The sequence below is a fragment of the uncultured Pelagimonas sp. genome, from assembly GCF_947498515.1.
GTDB lineage: Bacteria > Pseudomonadota > Alphaproteobacteria > Rhodobacterales > Rhodobacteraceae > Pelagimonas.
Genome location: NZ_CANMKO010000004.1, coordinates 195,678 through 214,896, shown reverse-complemented (window position 1 = coordinate 214,896; position 19,219 = coordinate 195,678). Strand labels below are relative to the sequence as shown.

Here is a 19,219-nt window from a genome sequence, read left to right as displayed (position 1 = left end):
ACGGTTTTAATGATCAGTATGCGACATGGAGACCCGGTGTGCTGAAAGATAAGGAGAAACTGCACGAACAACTCGCTAGGCCTGTAGATGATAGCGTTCGAGCCGTTTATTTATTACTGGCTCAAGCCAAGCTACCCGACGGTTTAATTGTTCGGCCTGCAGGGCACGGATTTATTGAGAGCGAGTTGCGCTTCGAACTTGACGAACGGTGGTTTTTCTCTGCGGTCCTCAACAAGTCATGGGTGCTTTGGTATTTCAGGAGACCGGCTTTGGCTGAGTTGGCAATAGACCCCGAAGAGCTGCGGCAGATATTTCCTGGCGCTGAGTTGACCAAGAAAAAAGAGCTCAAGCTTCACATTCGAAACTTGGAAACTGCTTATGCGGTTTTAGGGTGGGTGCTCCAGAACGGATAACCGGCCCTAAGCTGCCATTTGATTGAGTCGATTTTGCTGTGATGCAGTATGTCAAAAGAAGACATCATCGCGCAGCCCTGTGACAATTGTAAGAATAATTGCCAACTTACGTTATTTCAGTCGGTACTTTTGAAACACAACTCAATCGGCTAAAACGGTGTATGAGCAAACAAAAACTGAGCACTGCGCAGCGACAAGCGATCTGGACCATTCATGGAGAGAGGTGTTACCTCTGTCACCAACTTTGTGCTTTCTCTGATACAGAGATTGACCACGTTATACCGGAACGTCTTGCTGGCACGGATGAGCTTCCACAAACTCTGGAAGCTCTCGGTCTTGATGCTGCCTTCAATCTGCTCTCCTACGAGAATTTTCTGCCGTCTCACCGTAGCTGCAATAGACGCAAGTCTGGCCACGCTTTCAAAGCATCTCCCATCATACAACATGAGATTGAACGCGCGATTGAAAAGAAGACATTGGTCGAGGAACTGATTGAGAAAACAGACAAACGACGGAAGAAAGACAAGGTTTTTGCGGATGCACTTATCCTAATTGAAGCAGGGGAAATTGATGAGAAGGACATTAAGCTTTTGCACGAGGCCGAATTAAGCCTGCGTGAAATTAACGCGCCGTATCGCGAGCCTGATCGAACTGACCAACCACTGATGCTCACGCCTCAATTACAAATCATTCACCAAGACCAATACCGAACGATTGTACAACACCCGTCAGGGCGGGTGGGTCATACAGCTCCGGCAGGCAAAGGTAGTCATTGGAACTGGAACTGCCCCAATTGCGGTGTCACGGGTTGGTCTGGAGCTATGTGTATCCAGTGTGGCATGATGAGCGACGATTGAGAGCGGCAATTATTAGAAAATGCGGTCCCTAGCTGCCGTTCGTAACATTTGGATTAACAGCAAAGCGGCTTCCCGAAAGCGGGCACCCACGAAGCGGTCGTTGACGGGCGTGTCATAAACAGTGAGATCGTATACTACGATTGAGAACACTTCGCCTTCAGCGGCGTTGATTTACGGTGCCATGGGTCGAAGCTCTGCCTTCTTTACACGCTTTAGCCGTGGTATGGTTGGGATTATTTCTTGCCAAATAACAATTCTAACGTACCTGACTCAGTTTATAGGATGCGAAACCTGATTGCCCATGCCGATAACAAAAAACACAAATCAGAATACTCCATTCACACAAAACTCTGCAATGCACGAAATAGTTGACTGGTCTGAAAGCCGCCCTGACTGGCAACGAGAAGCTTTAAAACGCTTGGCAACCGGAACACCCACCGATGAGATCGACTTGGACCGTCTCGAAGCAATTTGCGTTGGCGAAATTACGGACTTCGACCCACTCACATCCAATGACGTTGCGCTTCAAAGTTCAAGCTCGGAAGCTGTGGCAATTTCGAGTGTGAACTCGGTGGTCGGTGTGAACGCCCTCGCATCGGACCAGTCGTTGGATTTAGCAAAGACAGGCATAACTATTGTCTACGGAGACAACGGTTCGGGTAAATCTGGCTATTGTCGCGTCCTGAAGAACGCATGCAGAACCCGAGATGAGAAGTTCTCGATTTTGCCGAACATTGATGATGCCAAAGAGTCGCCTCAATCTGCATTGATTGAGTTTGCGGATGGTTCAATTGACAAAACATTTGCATGGTCGCCAGACGCTGTGCAGGAAGCTTCCTTGGCAAAGGTCAGCATCTTCGATTCCAGAAGTGCAAATACTCATGTTCAGGCAGAAAACAAACTTGCATATACGCCATTCCCTATGAGATTGCTCCAGTCTCTTGGAGACCTGTGTGATGCCCTGAAGGAACGCTTGGATCGGCGTGTTGGCCAAATAGAAGCGAAGACACCTCTCGCTATTTCAAATCACCATCTAGCTGGTGACACTCCAGCGGGCAACTATCTAAATTCGCTATCAGAAAAATCGGATTTATCCCTTTTGGCGCTGTTGTGCGAGTTTAAGGCGGATGAACAAATACGGCTTGAAAATCTACGCAACGATCTTTCGCAGGACCCGCAAAAAGTCATCAACTCCCTTTCTGCACAAAAACTGCGTGTGGAAAAACTGATTGCGGCAGTGCAAACTCTTCACGCCGGAATTTCAGCCGAGAGCGTTACCAAGTTTCAGCAGTTAAATCAGGGTTACGAAGATGCGAAAGGTGCATCGGCTCTTGCATCTAGACAACTTTTTGAAGCCTCTCCGCTCCCTGAAGTGGGGTCTGCTATATGGAGGTCACTTTGGGAAGCAGCGCGTACCTTTTCAAACGATGTCGTCTATCCAGACAAAAAATTCCCGACTGCCACTGCAAACAAGGACCGATGTGTATTGTGCCAACAGGAATTGAGTGCAGAGGCTGTCGAGCGTCAGTCCACATTCGAGGCCTTTATAAAGAGTTCAACGCAAGCCAAAGAACGAAGGTGTCAGGCATTACTCACGGATCGAGGTGATGAGCTGAAAAAATCCCTTCTTACCGCGGAAGCCGTTGAAGACGCATTTACATTTGTGAGTGATGAGCTGTCTCGCAGTCAGGTGGCAGGTGGTGTCAAAACTTGGCTGGAACAAGCGAATAGGAAGCTTGTTGCGCTTTTAGCGAATGATCAGCTTCCATCTGTCGACGCTATGAATCCTACAGTGAGCTTGAACGCTCTTCTATCGGAAATTGGTGAACGCATAAGCCAGCTCACCGATGCCCAAGACCCTGAAGCCCGAGCCAAACTAATGGACGAAAAACGTGCACTCGAAGACCGACAGAACTTGGCCAACATTCGCGAGGACATCGAAGCAGAGATTTCACGATTGGCTGAGATTTCCAAAATAAAAAAGAACACAAAGACGACGTCTAGAGTTGCGGTAACCAATAAGAATAAAGAGCTTTCGGAGATGTTGATAACGGGTGCACTGCGAAGTCGCTTTGCTCGTGAAATGACCAAGTTAGATCTCAACGCGACCCCTATGGAACTTGTGAAAACAAGAGACCGCAAAGCTCAATCATTCTTTCGCGTAGAATTTGTTGGCTATGCTGGACAGCCATTGGGCGAAATTTTGAGTGAAGGAGAGCACCGCTGTGTGGCTCTTGCTGCGTTCTTGGCAGAGCTGGTCACATCGCGTGATCATTCTGGGATCGTTTTTGACGATCCGATGTCATCACTCGATCACATATACCGTGAGCGGGTTGCAAAACGATTGGTTGAAGAAGCACGGCACAGGCAAGTTGTAATTTTCACTCATGATCTCGGCTTCTTGTTTGAAGTAAAACGTGAGGCAGAAGCCGACGATGTGGCAGTTCACTATCAACATGTAAAACGGCGAATGAACACACCAGGCCATGTGACGGACGACCTGCCACTCAAGGCAAAAGAAGCGCCCGCTCTCGTAGCTGCCCTTAGGACTGAGTTGAAAGACATCAAAGGTCAGCTCGACACCGTGAGCGAGACTAAGCGGGTGATTTTAGTGAAAGGTGTAATTGAACAGCTTCGCGAGGCTTGGGACCAAGTAATTGCGGATTTTATCGCACCGGTGCTTGGTCGGTTTGATAATCAAATCAAAGGTAACAGCCTGTTTAAATTGCTGGTGCTTACGCAGGACGATGTTGACCTCATCAAAGCGGCAAGAGGCAGACTATCGGAAGGCCTGCACAACGCCTCAGGTGCATTGAACCCAGCCGAAGTTTCTCATGACGCACTATCATCTGAGGTGACAGTCATTCATGAATTTATTGAGAGCTTAAAGAAACGGCCAGCTCAACCATCACAAAAGGGATAAAGGTCGTTACGTCCGCTTTGCCGCATTCAAATAGATGGACTGCACCCGCAGCGAAAGTCCGGTTTCCGCCCGATGAGGAAAAACAACGTTTTGCGGGTGCGGAAAGTGGTCCGTGAAGACGGCGCACGCGCCTTTTCCGTCTCGCCTTTCTTGGATGCTGTGTGCCGGAAAGTTCTTCACCAATTTGCAGAGGTTCTGGGCGGTAGCGGCGAGGAGGAGCTCGTCATTTGCACCGTATGGGCCGCGTAATCGGAGTCGCTCCAAGCCTAGGATGCGCTTGAGGTGTGCAAAGAGCAATTTCGACCTTCTTTCGACGCTTTGAAGAGACCTAGTACGGGACCTTTTCCTGATGGCGCGGGCCACATCTCTGGCCTCTTCGTGGGTGATCTTGCTGGCATCCGCATTGGGGCAGCACTTCATGTTCGATGGGCAGGCTTCGCGGGTGTGTTTCAAAGCTTGGTCCTAAGCGACGCCCTTACCAGAAGGTTTGCGGTTAGGATCAGAATAATTGCGGCGGAGATGCTGGAGTGGTTCACATCGGGGCAGATGCGCTGGTTGTTCTTAGGGTCCCATTCAAAGTCGACACGACTCCAAGTCCCGTCGGTCCGCCCGCCTTGATCAGGACAGGAAGGTGGGGTTCAATATCGCGATCTATGCGCCGACCAAACACCGGACTGATCCATAGGCCGTATCTCCGCTCAGGGTCGATCAGATAGTTGGTAGAATGAGCAAAGAACGCAGGGCCTTTGCGCGCTGCCACCCACTGGCTCGCGGGATCAGAATACGACGTGAACTTGGGCTCTACAGTCTATGCCGCTTCAAATGCAGCATCGTCCAAAGCGTCGAGATACACGTAAACGGAGCGTGGGGCATCAATTGGATCAATGGCACAGTGCTCCGAGCCCTCCTTCGACGTGGAGTTCTGTTTGTTCGCATCAGCCTCGATCAGACTGGCATCTTCCGCAAGGAGCTGACCGCTCACCAAGCCATCCGCGATGCACCGTTCGACAGTCCTCGCAAACAGATGCCGCTGCAAAGCGCTTTCACGAAAACGCCCCTGCCGGTTCTTGGAAAAGGTTGATTGGTTCGGCACTGGATCGGACAAATCGAGACGACGGAACCAGCGATATTCGAGGTTCAGATGCCCCCCCTCGCACAACCGGCGCTCTGACCTAATCCCAAAGTAAAAGCCGACCACCAGCATGTGGATCAGCAACTCAGGATCTATCGATGGGCGACCAGTGTGGCTGTAAAACTCAGCTAGATACCGGGGATGTCGCCCAGATCGACGATCCGATCAGTCGTGCGTTGCAAATGATCTAGCGGGACGTGCTCTTCCTAAAAGAACTCAGAAAATAGCGCCGCCTGTGCTTCCTGCTTTGGTCCCATTATCGCTAAATCCCCCGCCAATAACAGAATCGAAACAGCCATTGCTTCTGCGATCAAGGAGGCGACTTTCAACAAAATTCGCCCATTTTGTCGAGTGTAGCGAACGGCCCTGGGTCGAAATTGACGGGAGGCCAAATCGTTTTGATTTAGCTTCCTGAAACAGGCCATCTGCGTTCATGTGATACAACCTTTTCCTTCTATCATGACGATGCCATAGCCAATCGGCGGCGTTCGTCCCGGCGGAAAAACACCATATAAAAGACTGGAGCCGCGACCAAAGTCAGGACTGTGGCAAAGGCCAAACCGCCCATGATCGTCACTGCCATCGAGACGAAAAACGCGTCGGTCAACAAGGGGGCCATCCCAAGGATTGTCGTGATCGCCGCCAACAAAACTGGCCGAAGTCGTGACACACAGGCCGTAACAATTGCGTCATTCAACCCCAACCCAGCTTCACGTTGAAGGTCGATTTCTTCAACCAGAACAATGCCGTTTTTGATCAACATCCCCGATAGGCTTAGCAGCCCCAAGAGCGCGGTAAAGGTGAAGGGCAAACCCGTTCCAACCAGACCGATAACCACACCATTCACCGACATCGGAACCAAGAGCCAAATCACGATGGGTTGGCGCAACGCGTTGAACAACAGTATCGAGATCAGCACCATTATCAGAAGGCTGATTGGCAGTTGCCCAGCAAGGCTTTCTTGGGCATCACGCGAACTCTCAAACTCCCCGCCCCATTCCATTTTGTAACCAAGAGGCAATTCCATCGCCTCGATGGATGCCCTGATCTCGGCGTGGACAGTGGCAGCAGTTTGATCCGGCGGAATATCGGCCCCGACGGTGAGAGTGGTCACACGATTTCGTCTATGAACCAAGGTGTTTTGAACGGAATAATCGAACCCATCCAAAACCTGTTCAATGGGCAAGACCCCGCCGTTGCTGCTTGAGTAAACCAGTTGATCCATCAGCGTTGTGTCGTGTTCACGTGGCGCACGCACAATGATCGGAATGAGGCGCTCTCGCTCACGAAACACCCCCGCGGTCGCGCCATCACTGGCGAATAGCAACGTACCTGCAACGTCTTCTCGGGCGATGCCGGCCGTTTGGGCGCGATTGGTGGCGTAGACAGGTTGCAACGCTAGCTCTTGCTCGCGCCAATTGGTTCGTAAATCCAACAGTTGGTCAGAGCTTTGTGCGAGAATATCAATCGCCTGGGCCCCCAACTCTCGCAGAACTTTGGGATCACTGCCGGAAAAGCGCACCTCGATGGGATCGCCGCCACCTGGGCCAAAGACCAGCCGTTTGGTGCGGAACTCACCCTCGGGAAAGGCACCACGGCCAAAGGTTTCGAGGTCGGCCTGAAGGGCCGGAATGTCGTCAATCGTCTCGGTGCGAATGATCAAATGCCCATAGCTGGGGTTGGGTTTTTCTGCGGAATAGGTCAGCATAAACCGCGTTGCACCTTGCCCGACAAATGTCGTGGTTGAAACAACGTCGTCGCGCTGTGCCAGCCAGTTTTCAACGGTTTTCAGGTGCTCGGACGTGGTTTCAATCGAAGTTCCTTGTGGCAGTTTGTAATGCACAAAGAAAAGCGGCGTGTTCGAGTTGGGAAAGAATTGCTGCTTCATCAGCCCAAAGCCAGCGAAACACGCCACGGTCACCACAACCAACATAGGAATGACCAGCCACCACAGTTTGAGCGCAAGCCTTAGACCCCAACGATAGGTTCGGAACAACAGCCCACCGTAGGCTTCGTTGGTTTCATGCCCTTGCTTAAAGAAATAGTGCCCCAATAGCGGAGTGGCGGTAAGTGCCAACACCCAGCTCAGCATCAGGGAGATCCCAATCACCGCAAAAAGCGAGAACAGGAATTCGCCCGTCGCATCCGGCGACAGGCCAATCCCGGCAAAGGCCATGATGCCAATCACCGTTGCCCCGAGTAGGGGGATTTGGGTTTTAGACGCCGCATCATCCGCCGCGTCGCGCGAGTTCTTTCCATGCAGCATTGAAATCTGCATGCCCTCGGCCACAACGATGGCGTTGTCGACCAACATCCCCATGGCGATGATCAAGGCACCCAATGAAATACGCTCCATCTCGATGGAAAAGAGGTTCATAAACAACAAGGTACCCACAACGGTTAGCAGCAAGGTTGTCCCGACGACGACCGCCGCGCGCCAGCCCATAAAGAGGGCAAGCACCAAGACAACGATCCCAACAGACATTGCCAAGTTGATGAGGAAGTCATCAGAAGCGGTTTCGACGACGTGATGCTGTTGATAGATCGAATGCTTTTCAACGCCGTAGGGGATATCTTGGGTCAGCTCGGCAATACGTGCGTCGACACGGTGGCCGACCTCGACAATGTTTTCAGAAGCAAGTCCGGCGATGCCGATCGTAAATGCCTCTTTGCCATTGTAGCGCACTTTTAGGCTCGGGTCGGGTTGGCGATCCCGGAATACGGACGCGATATCATGCAGATTGACGACCGTCCCGGCGGTGCCAATCGACAGACCCGCGATGGCATCGACGCTGTCAGACCCTTCTGGGGCCAAGATAATCGATTTGATCCCATCCGTATCTACACTCCCTGCGTCCGAAACAGAATCCGCTGTGGCAATCGCATTTGAAATTGCGACCGGCGGGATGTTTTGATGCGCCGTCAGTGCCAAATTTGGTTCTACAAAGATCGCCTCATCCGGCAGACCCGACACAACAACATCGGCAACACCATCAACAGCAAGCAACTCGCGCCGCAAATAGGTGGCGAGCTCATGCCGCTCGGCATCGCTAAACCCTTCGGCAGTGACCGCGTAAAAGATACCAAACACATCGCCAAAGGCGTCGTTCACAAAGGGCTGGCTCACACCGCTGGGGAGGCCCCGCGCAGCGTCGCGTATTTTAGCCCGCAGCTTGGTCCAAATCGCCGGCAATTCTGTTCCGTCGTAGGTTGGTTTAATCTCAACCTCGATGATCGACAGGCCGGGGTAGTTGACCGACGTGATCTTGTCGACCTCACCCATTTTCTGGATGGCGGATTCCAGCGGTTCAGAGACCTCAAGCGCCACCTGTTCCGCGGTGGCCCCGGGATAGGCGGTCTGAATTGCGGCGACTTTGATGGTAAAGGCCGGGTCCTCTAGCCGCCCGAGCGAATAGAACCCCCAGATGCCCCCAAAGAGGCAGATGAGCATGATCAGCCACGTATAAAGCGGCCGCTCGATAGATGCGCGTGCAATATTCATTGGGCCGCCCTCAGTTCGCAAAACCGGTAAAACGACGCGCCGATTGACCGTCGGCTAGCTTTTGAACCCCCGTCGCGACAATTTCGGACTGGTCTTCTAGACCTGATGTCACAATGAATTTCCCGTCATCGGTGGGTTCGACTGTGACCGGTGTCAGTGTAAGAGTGCCCATCTCTGCTCCGGTAGGTGCAAAGACCATAACGGCAATGCTATCGTCGGCGCGCGTCAATAGCGCGGTGGTTGGCACCGGTATCCCGATACTGCCAACTGAGTTGGCGCGTGCGCGCACTGTGACTGACGACCCCGGCAACACCTGCAACCCGTCAGGCAAGGCCATGCCCAAGGTAATGCGAAAGGTCTGACCGACATTCGATGCCTCGGCGTTGTATTCGCGAAGTATCAGCGGATATTCTTTCTCGCTGGCGGGGAAAATCGCCACAAACTCGACATCTGTGTTTTCAGAAGCGCGTTGAAACAACAGTTCGGGAACATCAATGTCGATCCGCAGTTCGGACATGTCATGAAGGCGTACAACCGGTGTGCCGGCACTGATCGTAGTGAAATTGGCCATGTTGCGCGTGGCAATCAACGCATCGAACGGCGCGCTCAATGTGGCGTGTTCAAGCGCGTATTCCGCATTGCGCACAGCGATCAGAGACAAACCTGCCTGCGTCTCAGCATCGTCAACCGTCACTTGGCTAACTGTGTTTCCACGCAAGGCGGACAGACGGGCCAAGTTGCGATCGGCTTGCTCTTTTTGAAGCACCGCTTGGTCGAACTCTAGCTCAAACGGTTCGGTATCCAGTTTGGCAATCAAGCCACCTTTGGGCACGACACTGCCTTCTACAACCGGGAACTCGACAATTTGGCCGCCAATTTGAAACGCCAGATCAACCGATTGCTTTGCCACCACCTGACCGTAAAAGTGACGGGTCAGTATGTGCGTTTGAACGGACGCGGTGGTGAGTTTAACGGGCCGCACACCAGCTGCATCGTCTTGGGAAAAACTAGGGGCGGCCAAGGTCATCAAAGCCATGGCTAAAGGAATGATTTTCACTCTTGTGGTCCTTTTGGCAGCCCGGATTCCATAATTTTCGATCGGATTTTCAAAGCGATTTCTAAGAACTGAGAAAAATCAGTTTCAGAGAGTCCTGAGATTTCCCGGAACACATCTCCGGCTTTGTTGGCCAGTATCCGGCGCAACTCATGACCTTCTGCTGTTAGGCTTAGCAGCCATGCACGGCGATCTGACGGGTCCCGCTCGCGGGTAAGCAAGCCTTTTGCTTCTAACGCATCGGCCATGGCCGTTACGGTTGAGGGCAATGCCAACATTTCGCGCCCCAGATCACCCATTCGGCGCGGAACTTCCAAACACACCAACATATGCCGCTCTAGTTTCGCTAGGGGAGTGTCCAAAGTTACGGTTTCGGCACACTCCTCTATCTTCCAATAAAGCAGGTAAATGCCCTCCAGCGCGTGAATGTCAAAATCTGAGTTTCGGTCTTCTGGGGGGGCAATCATGGCGACTCCAGTTTTGTATTCTCGTCTAATACTTCAGATTATGAAACATTCAACAGAAAAAGCTTTTTCATTTTGAGGTAATCGAGCCTTGTGCTGATCCTGTCGCGATCAACGCGCCAATCCAACATCTGTCCAAACCCATAGACGCGGCCTGCAATTAATCGCTCTGCAACCAGATCATGGTGATCGTTGATCCGCTCCGGCATGGAACCACCATATTGCTTAGTCCAGAGGCAAATCGTTTGCTCAGAAACCGGCACATGACGAAGAGCATTGACGTGCGGCATCACTTGGCTGTGTCGCATCTCAACCTGTTGTGATTTTGCGATAATCTCTTCCGGCTTGTGTCGACTTTTCCGTCTTCGACCCTCTATTTGCGAATGATAGGGGTGCCCCTTTCGGAGGGGGAGGGTCACCACGGCTACCAAGCTAGAACAACGAGATGGATACCTACCGTCGATTTGCGCAACAAAGCCGTGTTGTGTCGCAAAATTCATCCTATAGAGAGAAGCGACACAAACATGAACTAGGCGACGCATGGCTCCCACAATTTTGCTCATAACCAAAGACGCTCCAACGCCAGATCGGCGCAAAGCCGGGCTTTTTCCTGTCGCCATCCGCCAACATTTGGGTCTGAAGGCTAACATTTTGTTGTTCGCGATTGAGGATGGGCTAAGCGATGATGCGTCACCGCTTAGCGGGTTTCCTGATCTCACTTATCTCAATCAAACAATGCAGCCGACAGGGCGCTTGGTTTCAAAATCACGGTTTTTGGCCAATGAATTGCTTTTTCGCCAGATGGCGCGTGTCGCCAAAGAGCACAACGTTGATGCCGTTATGGGGTTGCAAAGCGCACCTAGGACTGGGCTGTTGGCGCAGCGCATTGCCAATGTTGTCGGGTGTCCCTTTGCCTCGTGGGAGCATCTGACAAGCTATGGGCGTACGGATGTTGGTTTGAATGACCGGGCGTTGCGGGCCTATTTTGCAAAGGCAAATGCCGTGGCGGCTGTATCTGGCCGAACCCTTCGGGCAATCGAAAAACGCTACGATATGGTTTTGGAAGCAGGGGTGACCATTCCCAACCCGGTTCCTGATGATTTCGAGGCGCTTCCCCGACCCAAGGAAAACAATTTTGCCGACCATACAAATGGTTTTTTCACCTTTGGGGCCTGGACCAATTGGCGCGACATCAAGCGATTGGATTTGCTTTTGTCGGCATTTGCGACCGTCGCGGCGCAGCGGCCAAACGCAAAGCTGATTATTGCAGGGCCCATTCCGGACAAGATGGGAGGGTCTTTCGAGACCCACCCCGCATCCGACCGAATTGTACGGTTGGGCAATGTTTCAAGAGAGGACATCCGGCATTTGGCGTATGCTGTGGATTGTTGCTGTTTGCCCAGTGATCATGAAACATTCGGATTGCCGGTTGTCGAAGCTCTGGCCGCAGGAAAACCAGTTGTCAGTACCAACACAGATGGGCCGAGTGAAATTCTAGGCGATCACCCATGGCTCGGTCATTTGGTTCCAAAGGGCGATGCGTCTGCCTTTGCCGAGGCAATGACATCAGTCATGGACGAACAGGCGACCTATAGCGCTGAAAAACTACGAAAACATGCCATCGATGTTTATGGGCAAAAGTCCCAAACCGCGCGGTGGACGGCGCTTTATGCTTCAATGGGGCTCAGTGTTTAGGTTTTTGGCACGTATTTTAGAATGTGGTCCGCCCGGCCACCACGGATTGGTGCAGCGCTACATCCTGCTGGTAGAACTGTTCGATCTGTTCCCGCGAAGCGTCATCAACCGTCGGTTTGGTGACATGGCTGGCTTTTAACCTTTTAACGGACGGGCTTGCGCGGCCATCGGTGTTCTCATCAATCCAACGAAACACCGGTTGCAATCCGTTTTCAAACAGAAAAAGCCAGTCTCCTTTGGCAAGAAATGCGCATTGGGCGAGCATGTGATTGTCCCGCATGTTTGGGTTTTCTCGTGCTTCGTCAAGCGCAAGGGGAACCCATTCTGCAAAGGTCAGTGAGTGTTTTGTGCCGCGCACTTTTATGCGTCGTGCCTTGGGTCCGTCCCATGGGCGCGCAAGTCTCTGCAGTGGCTTGAGGGGAGCAGAGCGCCACATGAACTCGCTGACCATGCGAGAGACCGGGTCTCTTACAACGCCAAAGCATTGATCAAACTGTGGGAGGTCTGGAAGGCCCGCCACTGTGTCGCGCGCCAAATGCTGTAAATGCACTCCTCCGATTTTGGGTTCACCAAAGAGGCTTATTTCGCCCTTTTGCTGCAGATACGCCTCAACACTGGTGCCCCCGGTTTTGGGGATATGTGCAAAGAAGATCACCCTATCCAAATACGTGCAAATTGGCATAGGTCAGGATCGGAAAAGCTTAAAAAACGAGGGTTTCGACGTTTTCTTTTTGTCGCCGCTATTGAACTCTTTGAAATGCAAGATCTTTGGCTGGGCTTCGTCTTTTGTCCAAGATTTCAAGTATTTGGGGTATCGAATATTGTATTCCGGCGGGAGAATAAACAATCTCAGATCACTAAGCCAAACAAGTTCTCGAAGTGTGACCTGATCTTTGGCAAATCCGGCGGATGAAAAGGATTGAGCCCAGTCATCCAAAAGTGTCTGAACCTCTGGGCATTTGCGAAATAGAAGCACACCACCGTTCAATTGCGGAAACGCGTCAGGGATTTCGGTACGCCAAATCGCATTGGTTTGGCTACGATTGCGTGCATGCGCATGAGCCGCCGCAAAATCAAATCGATCGAGTATCTCAAACATGCTGGTCAAATCCGCTACCACACGAATGTCGCTGTCGAGGTATAGCGTTCGGTCAAACCTACTTTGGGGGAGGCAATCAACTTTTGATCTGCGGTGTGGGTTTTCAATCAAGTGGATTTGATCAAAGACGCCATCAGGCACGTCGGATGGTGTGTCACAAAACAGATCTATTTGCAGCGATGGGTTGGATTGTTTCACGCTGCGAGCAGCATCCACAGCGTCGCGCGTAAAGCTCTTTCCCGCAGTGATAAATACAACACCTGTTGTCACTGTGCAAAATTCTCCGTCAAATTGGTGCCTGCCACCGGCGGACCCTTGGCCAAAACCTCTCGACTACAATCACTGCAAAAAATCCTTGTCAAGCGAGAAGGCAAGACAGTTTTGCCGATGGTATGGCTTTGTTGTCTAGGGGGATTGTTCCCAGCATAGCGATCAAGCGCTTGTTCTGGTTTTCAGGATGTGGTGATGTGCGGGGTCAGTGCGAGAACAAGACCATGCGACCCAAAAATAACCACTCTTTGTCCCTGCGCATTCATCGCGCCGTCGAAGCCCATGTGTATCGACAAGTCCTTCGGGACGTGGCCAATAGGCTGCGCTATGGCAAGGCAGCCCCGCTTTCGGCGATGGCCATTTACCCGCGCCCTCGCGATATCACGCGGGCTTATGCCCGAGGGAATGGGTACCCCAAGCTGGGGCGGCAACAAAGCGGTCTGGTCAAACCGGGGGACTGGGACCAGCAGACCAAAGTGCTTTTGAACAACACCAAATTGCAAAGCTGCCACATGCGCTGGGTCGATGGGGCCGATTGGCAGGAAACGCCAATTTACAAACAGATGGTGGAGCAAATTCAACAGGGGCTTGCCCCGGATGAATGTCGGTCACCACAGGATGTGTTGGCGCGATACGTAGCGCTCGACAAGATTTTCGACGAGACGCGGGAACGCGGACGGCTTTTGGATATGGATGAACTGCCAAGGTACTATTATCGGCGTGCCCACGGGGCGACGCTTGTTCATGTTGCGCGGGATGGTATATGCCTTCGGAGCGGGGGTGGGGCGCATCGTTTCGCAATTGCCTATATTCTGGATTTGCCAGAGATGCCGGCCCAATTGGGGGTCATTCACCCAGACGCCATAAAAGACGGCCATTTAGAGCGCTTGCGAACGTCACGGTTGAAGGCCCCACAAGCTTAGGTGTTGGTTGGGACCATGTCTGCCGTTTGTTAAGGGATTGGGTGTTTTGATGAAAATCGATAAACTATGGTCCGAAGTGGCCACAGACATCCGTGCCCAATTTCAAACCCGCGCTGAAGCGCAGTCAACTCTAAATAGACGTTGTTATTGCCCCATATGTAAATTAGCCTGACCACCTATAAAATGTGTGTTTTAGGTCTATCTCACTATATCTGGGGTTTATATGGGCATTATTAAGTCTGTTCGGTTGATAAAGCCTGCCGGTCGAAATTTGGTTTGCGAAATTGAGTTGATAGACGCCAGCGCCGGTTTTCTTGTCAATTATCGCTATGGTTGGGCCGGGTCATCTCAGACCGAAGGTACACGGACCGAAGATGCTGTGCCTTTGGATCAAGCTCAGAGGATCTTTGATAGTCTTGTTCTGTCCTACAAAAAACGTGGATATTATGAAGACTCCGGTCAGGGGGCTGCACCACATGGTGCGCCTGTTGATGTTGGGCAAACCGACACGTATTCAGCCCGGCTTTTGTCTCGGCTAGAGCATTTACCCGGCCTCAATGACCAAGACGCTGCGCGGTTAATTTGGAGTCTGTCGCAACGGCGCGTGACACAAGCCCTACCACGGTTGATTGATCTCGCCCCCTTGCGCGATGGCGCGGCGCGGCGGCTTTTACCCTATGCTATCTGGCGATTGGGCGCGGCCCCGTGGTCCGAGGATGCCCTAGAACAAATTCGCAACTTGGCGCAAAGCTCGGACGCGCCTTGTGCCGAGGCCGCGCGGTTGGTTTTGGCGCAGATGTTGGGGGATGCAGAGGCCGCCGGTTTTACCGCAGATGCCGACCTTCGCTCATATCTCGATCAGTCCAGCCCAAGCGAAGACAGCGCGGCGGCTTTTCTGCGCCATGTTGTCCAGGTGAGAAAGGGTGACGAAGGGCCACGCCGCCTTTTGACGGCCTATGCTTGGTCGTGTCAAAGTGATGTCGCGCGGGGTAACTTTCTGATGCTCTTGCAAATTGTGCCCCTGCAACCCGGAGTGTTCCGCGCCATTCGCCGTGTTTTCAAAGCGGCAGAAGCGTTTGATGATGCAGAGGTCTATGGAGTCTTGGCCGATCGTTTTGCGACCCAAGGGCAAAACAAGTCGCCGGGTTACGTCTACTCCCGATCGACGCGGCAATACATTCCCTACAGGGATGCGGTGGTCACAGACGGTCGCCAGTATGCCTATAGCCGTCGCACGCGCCAATATCTGAACAAAAGGATATGGCGTAACTTGCGCGGTCTTGGCGGCTATCGACATGAGGCGTTTACGTCGATGGCGTCAGCTGTTCTGGTTTCCGCAACAAAGCGCACATCGTCGGCGATTGCCTTGAACGAAATTCTTAGTGATACGCGTGGATTTGAGCCGCAATGGTTGGCGGTTCCGAACCAGTCGCTAACGGTTTTGCAAGACGCGAACTTGGATGACGTTGCGGTTTTTGCCGCCAACCTCCTGAGAAAAGATGACGCGTTTTGCGTTGGTATGTCAGAGCAAGATTTGACTTCGCTACTCTATGACACCAGTCAAATCCGCCAAGATTTCGCCACCCATGTGTTCAAGCTTCAAGTGGAAGCTGGACAACTCACAGACAAAAAGCTGCGCCTATTGGCGGGCGCTTCCGGGCAAGAGGCGCAACGCCTTGCACAACTGGCATTTCAACTTGCTCCCGAGCGTTGGGCGACACCCATCGAAGACTTGGCGGCTTTGTTGCTGGCTTTTCTTCCAGATGCCCATGAGTGGCTGCGAGACGCTTTGCCCAAAAGCCGGGTTGATGGGGATACGTTGATCGAGGCCGTTTTGGTACAGGTGCAGACATTGCCCAAGCATGAAGACCCCGCAAAAGGCCCGGTGTTTGATATGGCCAAAGCCTCGGCCTTGGCGCAAACCTTGGGAGCACGTTACAAGTCGGCGGTTTTGGCCTGCGCGCCCGAGGTCTTCCAAGCGCTGTCTGAGCATGAAAATGATGCGGTCCAACTCTTTGCGCTACGTCTGGCGGCCATTCGACCCGATGGTATTTCGCTTTTTGATGCTCAGGCCTTGGCCGGGTCTGACAGGCCCGAGTTGCAAGAAACAGCAGCGGCCTTGTTGGCGGGGGCCGATGTCGCGGTGTTGAAGAATGCAGTTCCGTTGGTTGTTGAACTCTTGGTTCATGGAACCGCTGGAACCCGTGAACAGGCCAGACAAGCGGTGGTTCGGTTGGTACGTTCCGGCGGGGAAGGAGAGCGCGATATTACGCTGGCCGTTCTGCATGAAGCATATCAAACTGATTTGGACGATGACATTCAGGAAGAGCTTGTCGCGCTATTTGGTGCGCGCGCCCGAGTTGTGTTTGATGTTGCAACCGATGCCAGTCGTAACATGAGAAAGACCGTTGCACGCCAAGGTGTTGAGGTTATCTGGAGCCTGATCCGCGCTCGGTCTGAAACCGCGCGGCGCATAGGGGCGGTGGCGCTGGGCGAGATGTCGGCGCATGATTTTAGCCTGCGTAAACTGGCACGTATCGGGGCATGTGATCAAAAGATTGCCCGCGATTGGGCGGTTTCGGGTTTGGAGAGCCGTCGAGGAGAAGTCGCCGAGACGCCGCGTGAGATTTTCGCGCTTTTGGATTGTGACTGGGACGATAGCCGCGAAGCTGCCTATGCCATGATCCGTGCGCAGGGCACCGAGAATTGGCCGCCCGATGCGATCATTTCCTTGTGTGATTGCAACTCATTACCTGCCCAAGGGTTTGGACGCGAGCTTATGACCCGCGCTATGTCACCGGAAAATGCGCCTGCGTTTTTAAGCGGGTTGGCCGAACACCCCGGCAAGAGCTTTCAACTGACCCTCGCGCGGTTGGTTCGTGAGCACGCTGGTCAAGATGCAGCCCGTTTCCGCACGTTGGAACCGGCCTTGCGCCGCATTTTGATGCGCCCCCATGCCAGCCGTCCGGCCAAGGAACAGATTTGGCGTTATTTCGAAGAGCTGTTGAAGACCGGCCCCGCGGATTTGCATGCGCGATTGTTTGGGCTGCTCGAAGATATCAGCGCCTCGATCACCCGAACGGATCGGGATCGCGCGGTATCCCTGTTGGTTCAGTTGCGCCGACACGCCCCGGACCTTGTGGGCGAAACGGTTGGGCGAAGCATTGTTCAGGGAGGCCGCTGATGGAGGTTACACGTCAATATGCCGGCCAAAGTGGCACCCGCGACAATGGCATAGGCTTTGCCCCGGATTTGTCGCGTGATCCGACATGGTTCATCGGGACCTTGGGCAACACGGTTGCCTTCCGCGAGGCGATGTCGGTCTTGCACTATGTTGTGACCCATGACTTGCGCCCTAAACAGCCGGACCGGAGCGCCTATTTTGCATGGCTGGATGGTCACAAAGACCAACTTTTGGCCGAGGCCAAGATTTCCCAAGCCACGCTGGAAGCAGAACGCAAACGTATCTCGGCGGAATTGGCCGAAATGCGACAGGAAGAGCGAGAGGCGTTAAAACCCTATCGCGACGCGGAAAATCGTTATTTCAAATGGCTTTACAAGCATGACCGCAATGCGTGGATCATCCTTGATCCGATCATTGCAGTGCATCCGGACGAGGTGTCGTTTGAATGTTTTTCGATTGATGAAGCCTGTTACGGGCGCTTGTCGGTCGATCTCGATATGTTTGAAACGATCTCGGAAAGCCAGATTGGCGTCACCAATATCGATTATAGCCAAAAGCTTTATGATGGTTTCCAACAGTTGCGCAGCCGCAAGGAAACTGAACTAAAGATTGAACCGGATGGTTTCACAGCCACCACCGAGGGCGGGCAAGAGCTTCGCGAGGACAAGATCGATTTACCCGACAGTTGGGTGCGCGGGTTGCTTCAGGTCAGTTCGGCCATGACGATGCCGCTCAAACGGGTGCATCTCCATCCCATGGACATGCACAATATTTGCGCCACGCTCCGCAAACGTACTGAAAAGCAGGGGCCAAGATCAATGCGCCTGCGGATGAAGCCCGGTGCTCCTGCGGAATTTGTGTTCGAGCCGTGGAACGAGGTTCTTCACTGTCCGCGATCGTTTTGTGAAACCGGTGAGGCCGAGGACATTCGCATCTGGGGGCGTCGTCGGTTCCGTATCTTGGAACGGCTTATCCCGATAGCAAAAAAGTTCGACCTTTATGTTTTGGGGTCCGGAATGCCCTGTTTTGTTGTCGCTGATTTGGGGCCGATGAAATTCACCCTAGGCTTGTCTGGCTGGACGGCCAATGACTGGAGCGGGGCAGGGCGGTTTGATCTATTGGCCCCCCGTAGGCGTGTGCCCGGAGACCTAAGCCGCCGTGTGTTGGAACATCTTAAAACTCAGTGGGTCGGGAGTGTTGATGACATCGCCCGGGCCTTGGGATGTTCCCCCGAGGATGCCGGGTCAGCTCTAACGGCTTTGGCTCAGGCGGGCCGGGTCATGTTTGACCTCGACAAAGGCTTCTGGCGTTTGCGGGAATTGTTCCAAGACCCGATCAAGCTGAGTGACATGCGGTTCTCATCGGAGTTGGAACAGGTGGCAGATCAATGTGTTGCCGCCAACCTAGTAACCTTGCGCAAAATGGGCCCGCATGAGTTGCAGGGCATGGTGATGGAAAACGGTCGCGACCATTTGGTTACCGTTGGCTTAGATGGGGACGAACGTATTTCCTCGGGCGATTGCAATTGCTGGCACTTCCAATCCAATGCACTACGCAAAGGGCCATGCGCCCATATGCTGGCCCTGCGACGGGCCGCAGAAATTCGCAAATACGACACAACGGCGGCCCCGATGGAGGCGCAAGAGTGATGTTGAAAAACCGCTTGTCGCCTTGCAACCACAAGGCTAGTGTCGCGTATAAGA

13 protein-coding genes and 1 pseudogene are annotated in these 19,219 nt (G+C 52.9%); 7 read left to right on the top strand and 7 right to left on the bottom strand.

From position 1 onward, the window contains the following. The first annotated feature begins 38 nt into the window (after positions 1-38). From Q1A43_RS09775 to Q1A43_RS09765, 3 genes are all read left to right on the top strand, one after another. Entirely contained in the window at positions 39-413 is a 375-nt protein-coding gene (locus Q1A43_RS09775) for a hypothetical protein (RefSeq protein WP_299934562.1), read from the top strand. A 161-nt stretch (positions 414-574) separates the two neighbouring features. Further along, the gene (locus tag Q1A43_RS09770; protein ID WP_299934560.1) at positions 575-1,270 is read left to right on the top strand and encodes an HNH endonuclease signature motif containing protein; all 696 of its coding nucleotides are present in this window, start codon (positions 575-577) and stop codon (positions 1,268-1,270) included. A gap of 301 nt (positions 1,271-1,571) precedes the next feature. Further along, on the top strand, positions 1,572-4,193 hold the full coding sequence (locus Q1A43_RS09765; RefSeq protein ID WP_299934557.1) for an AAA family ATPase: 2,622 nt from the start codon (positions 1,572-1,574) through the stop codon (positions 4,191-4,193). A gap of 174 nt (positions 4,194-4,367) precedes the next feature. Here Q1A43_RS09765 and Q1A43_RS09760 read toward each other — a convergent pair. From Q1A43_RS09760 to Q1A43_RS09740, 5 genes and pseudogenes are all read right to left on the bottom strand, one after another. Further along, positions 4,368-5,585 (bottom strand): annotated as a pseudogene (locus Q1A43_RS09760) (transposase); the annotation flags it as partial. Positions 5,586-5,782: 197 nt separating this feature from the next. Further along, positions 5,783-8,827, bottom strand: a complete 3,045-nt coding sequence (locus Q1A43_RS09755; protein WP_299934555.1) for an efflux RND transporter permease subunit — start codon at positions 8,825-8,827, stop codon at positions 5,783-5,785. A 10-nt stretch (positions 8,828-8,837) separates the two neighbouring features. Then, a complete protein-coding gene (locus Q1A43_RS09750; protein WP_299934552.1) occupies positions 8,838-9,884 on the bottom strand; it encodes an efflux RND transporter periplasmic adaptor subunit in 1,047 nt (348 codons plus the stop codon). Beyond that, a complete protein-coding gene (locus Q1A43_RS09745) occupies positions 9,881-10,348 on the bottom strand; it encodes a MarR family transcriptional regulator (RefSeq protein ID WP_299930520.1) in 468 nt (155 codons plus the stop codon). Before Q1A43_RS09745 ends, Q1A43_RS09750 begins: the two co-directional genes overlap by 4 nt. 38 nt (positions 10,349-10,386) lie before the next feature. Next, complete coding sequence (locus Q1A43_RS09740; RefSeq protein ID WP_299934550.1) at positions 10,387-10,908, bottom strand: hypothetical protein; 522 nt, start codon at positions 10,906-10,908, stop codon at positions 10,387-10,389. Here Q1A43_RS09740 and Q1A43_RS09735 point away from each other — a divergent pair. Further along, the gene (locus tag Q1A43_RS09735; protein ID WP_299934547.1) at positions 10,886-12,040 is read left to right on the top strand and encodes a glycosyltransferase family 4 protein; all 1,155 of its coding nucleotides are present in this window, start codon (positions 10,886-10,888) and stop codon (positions 12,038-12,040) included. The two genes, Q1A43_RS09740 and Q1A43_RS09735, sit on opposite strands and share 23 nt — an antisense overlap. 16 nt (positions 12,041-12,056) lie before the next feature. On the opposite strand, the gene Q1A43_RS09730 is transcribed toward Q1A43_RS09735, so the two are convergent. After that, a complete protein-coding gene (locus Q1A43_RS09730) occupies positions 12,057-12,722 on the bottom strand; it encodes a sulfotransferase family 2 domain-containing protein (protein ID WP_299934544.1) in 666 nt (221 codons plus the stop codon). 3 nt (positions 12,723-12,725) lie between these two features. Next, a complete protein-coding gene (locus tag Q1A43_RS09725) occupies positions 12,726-13,409 on the bottom strand; it encodes a hypothetical protein (RefSeq protein WP_299930510.1) in 684 nt (227 codons plus the stop codon). Between the two features lie 224 nt (positions 13,410-13,633). On the opposite strand from Q1A43_RS09725, the gene Q1A43_RS09720 reads away from it, so the two are divergent. The 3 genes from Q1A43_RS09720 (at position 13,634) to Q1A43_RS09710 (ending at position 19,165) form a co-directional block, all read left to right on the top strand. After that, positions 13,634-14,332, top strand: coding sequence for a hypothetical protein (locus Q1A43_RS09720; RefSeq protein ID WP_299934541.1), 699 nt, complete (start codon positions 13,634-13,636; stop codon positions 14,330-14,332). A gap of 289 nt (positions 14,333-14,621) precedes the next feature. Beyond that, complete coding sequence (locus Q1A43_RS09715) at positions 14,622-17,516, top strand: hypothetical protein (protein ID WP_299934538.1); 2,895 nt, start codon at positions 14,622-14,624, stop codon at positions 17,514-17,516. Then, positions 17,516-19,165: an SWIM zinc finger family protein gene (locus tag Q1A43_RS09710; protein WP_299934536.1), complete on the top strand. Its 1,650-nt coding sequence runs from the start codon at positions 17,516-17,518 to the stop codon at positions 19,163-19,165. Before Q1A43_RS09715 ends, Q1A43_RS09710 begins: the two co-directional genes overlap by 1 nt. Positions 19,166-19,219: the final 54 nt, after the last annotated feature.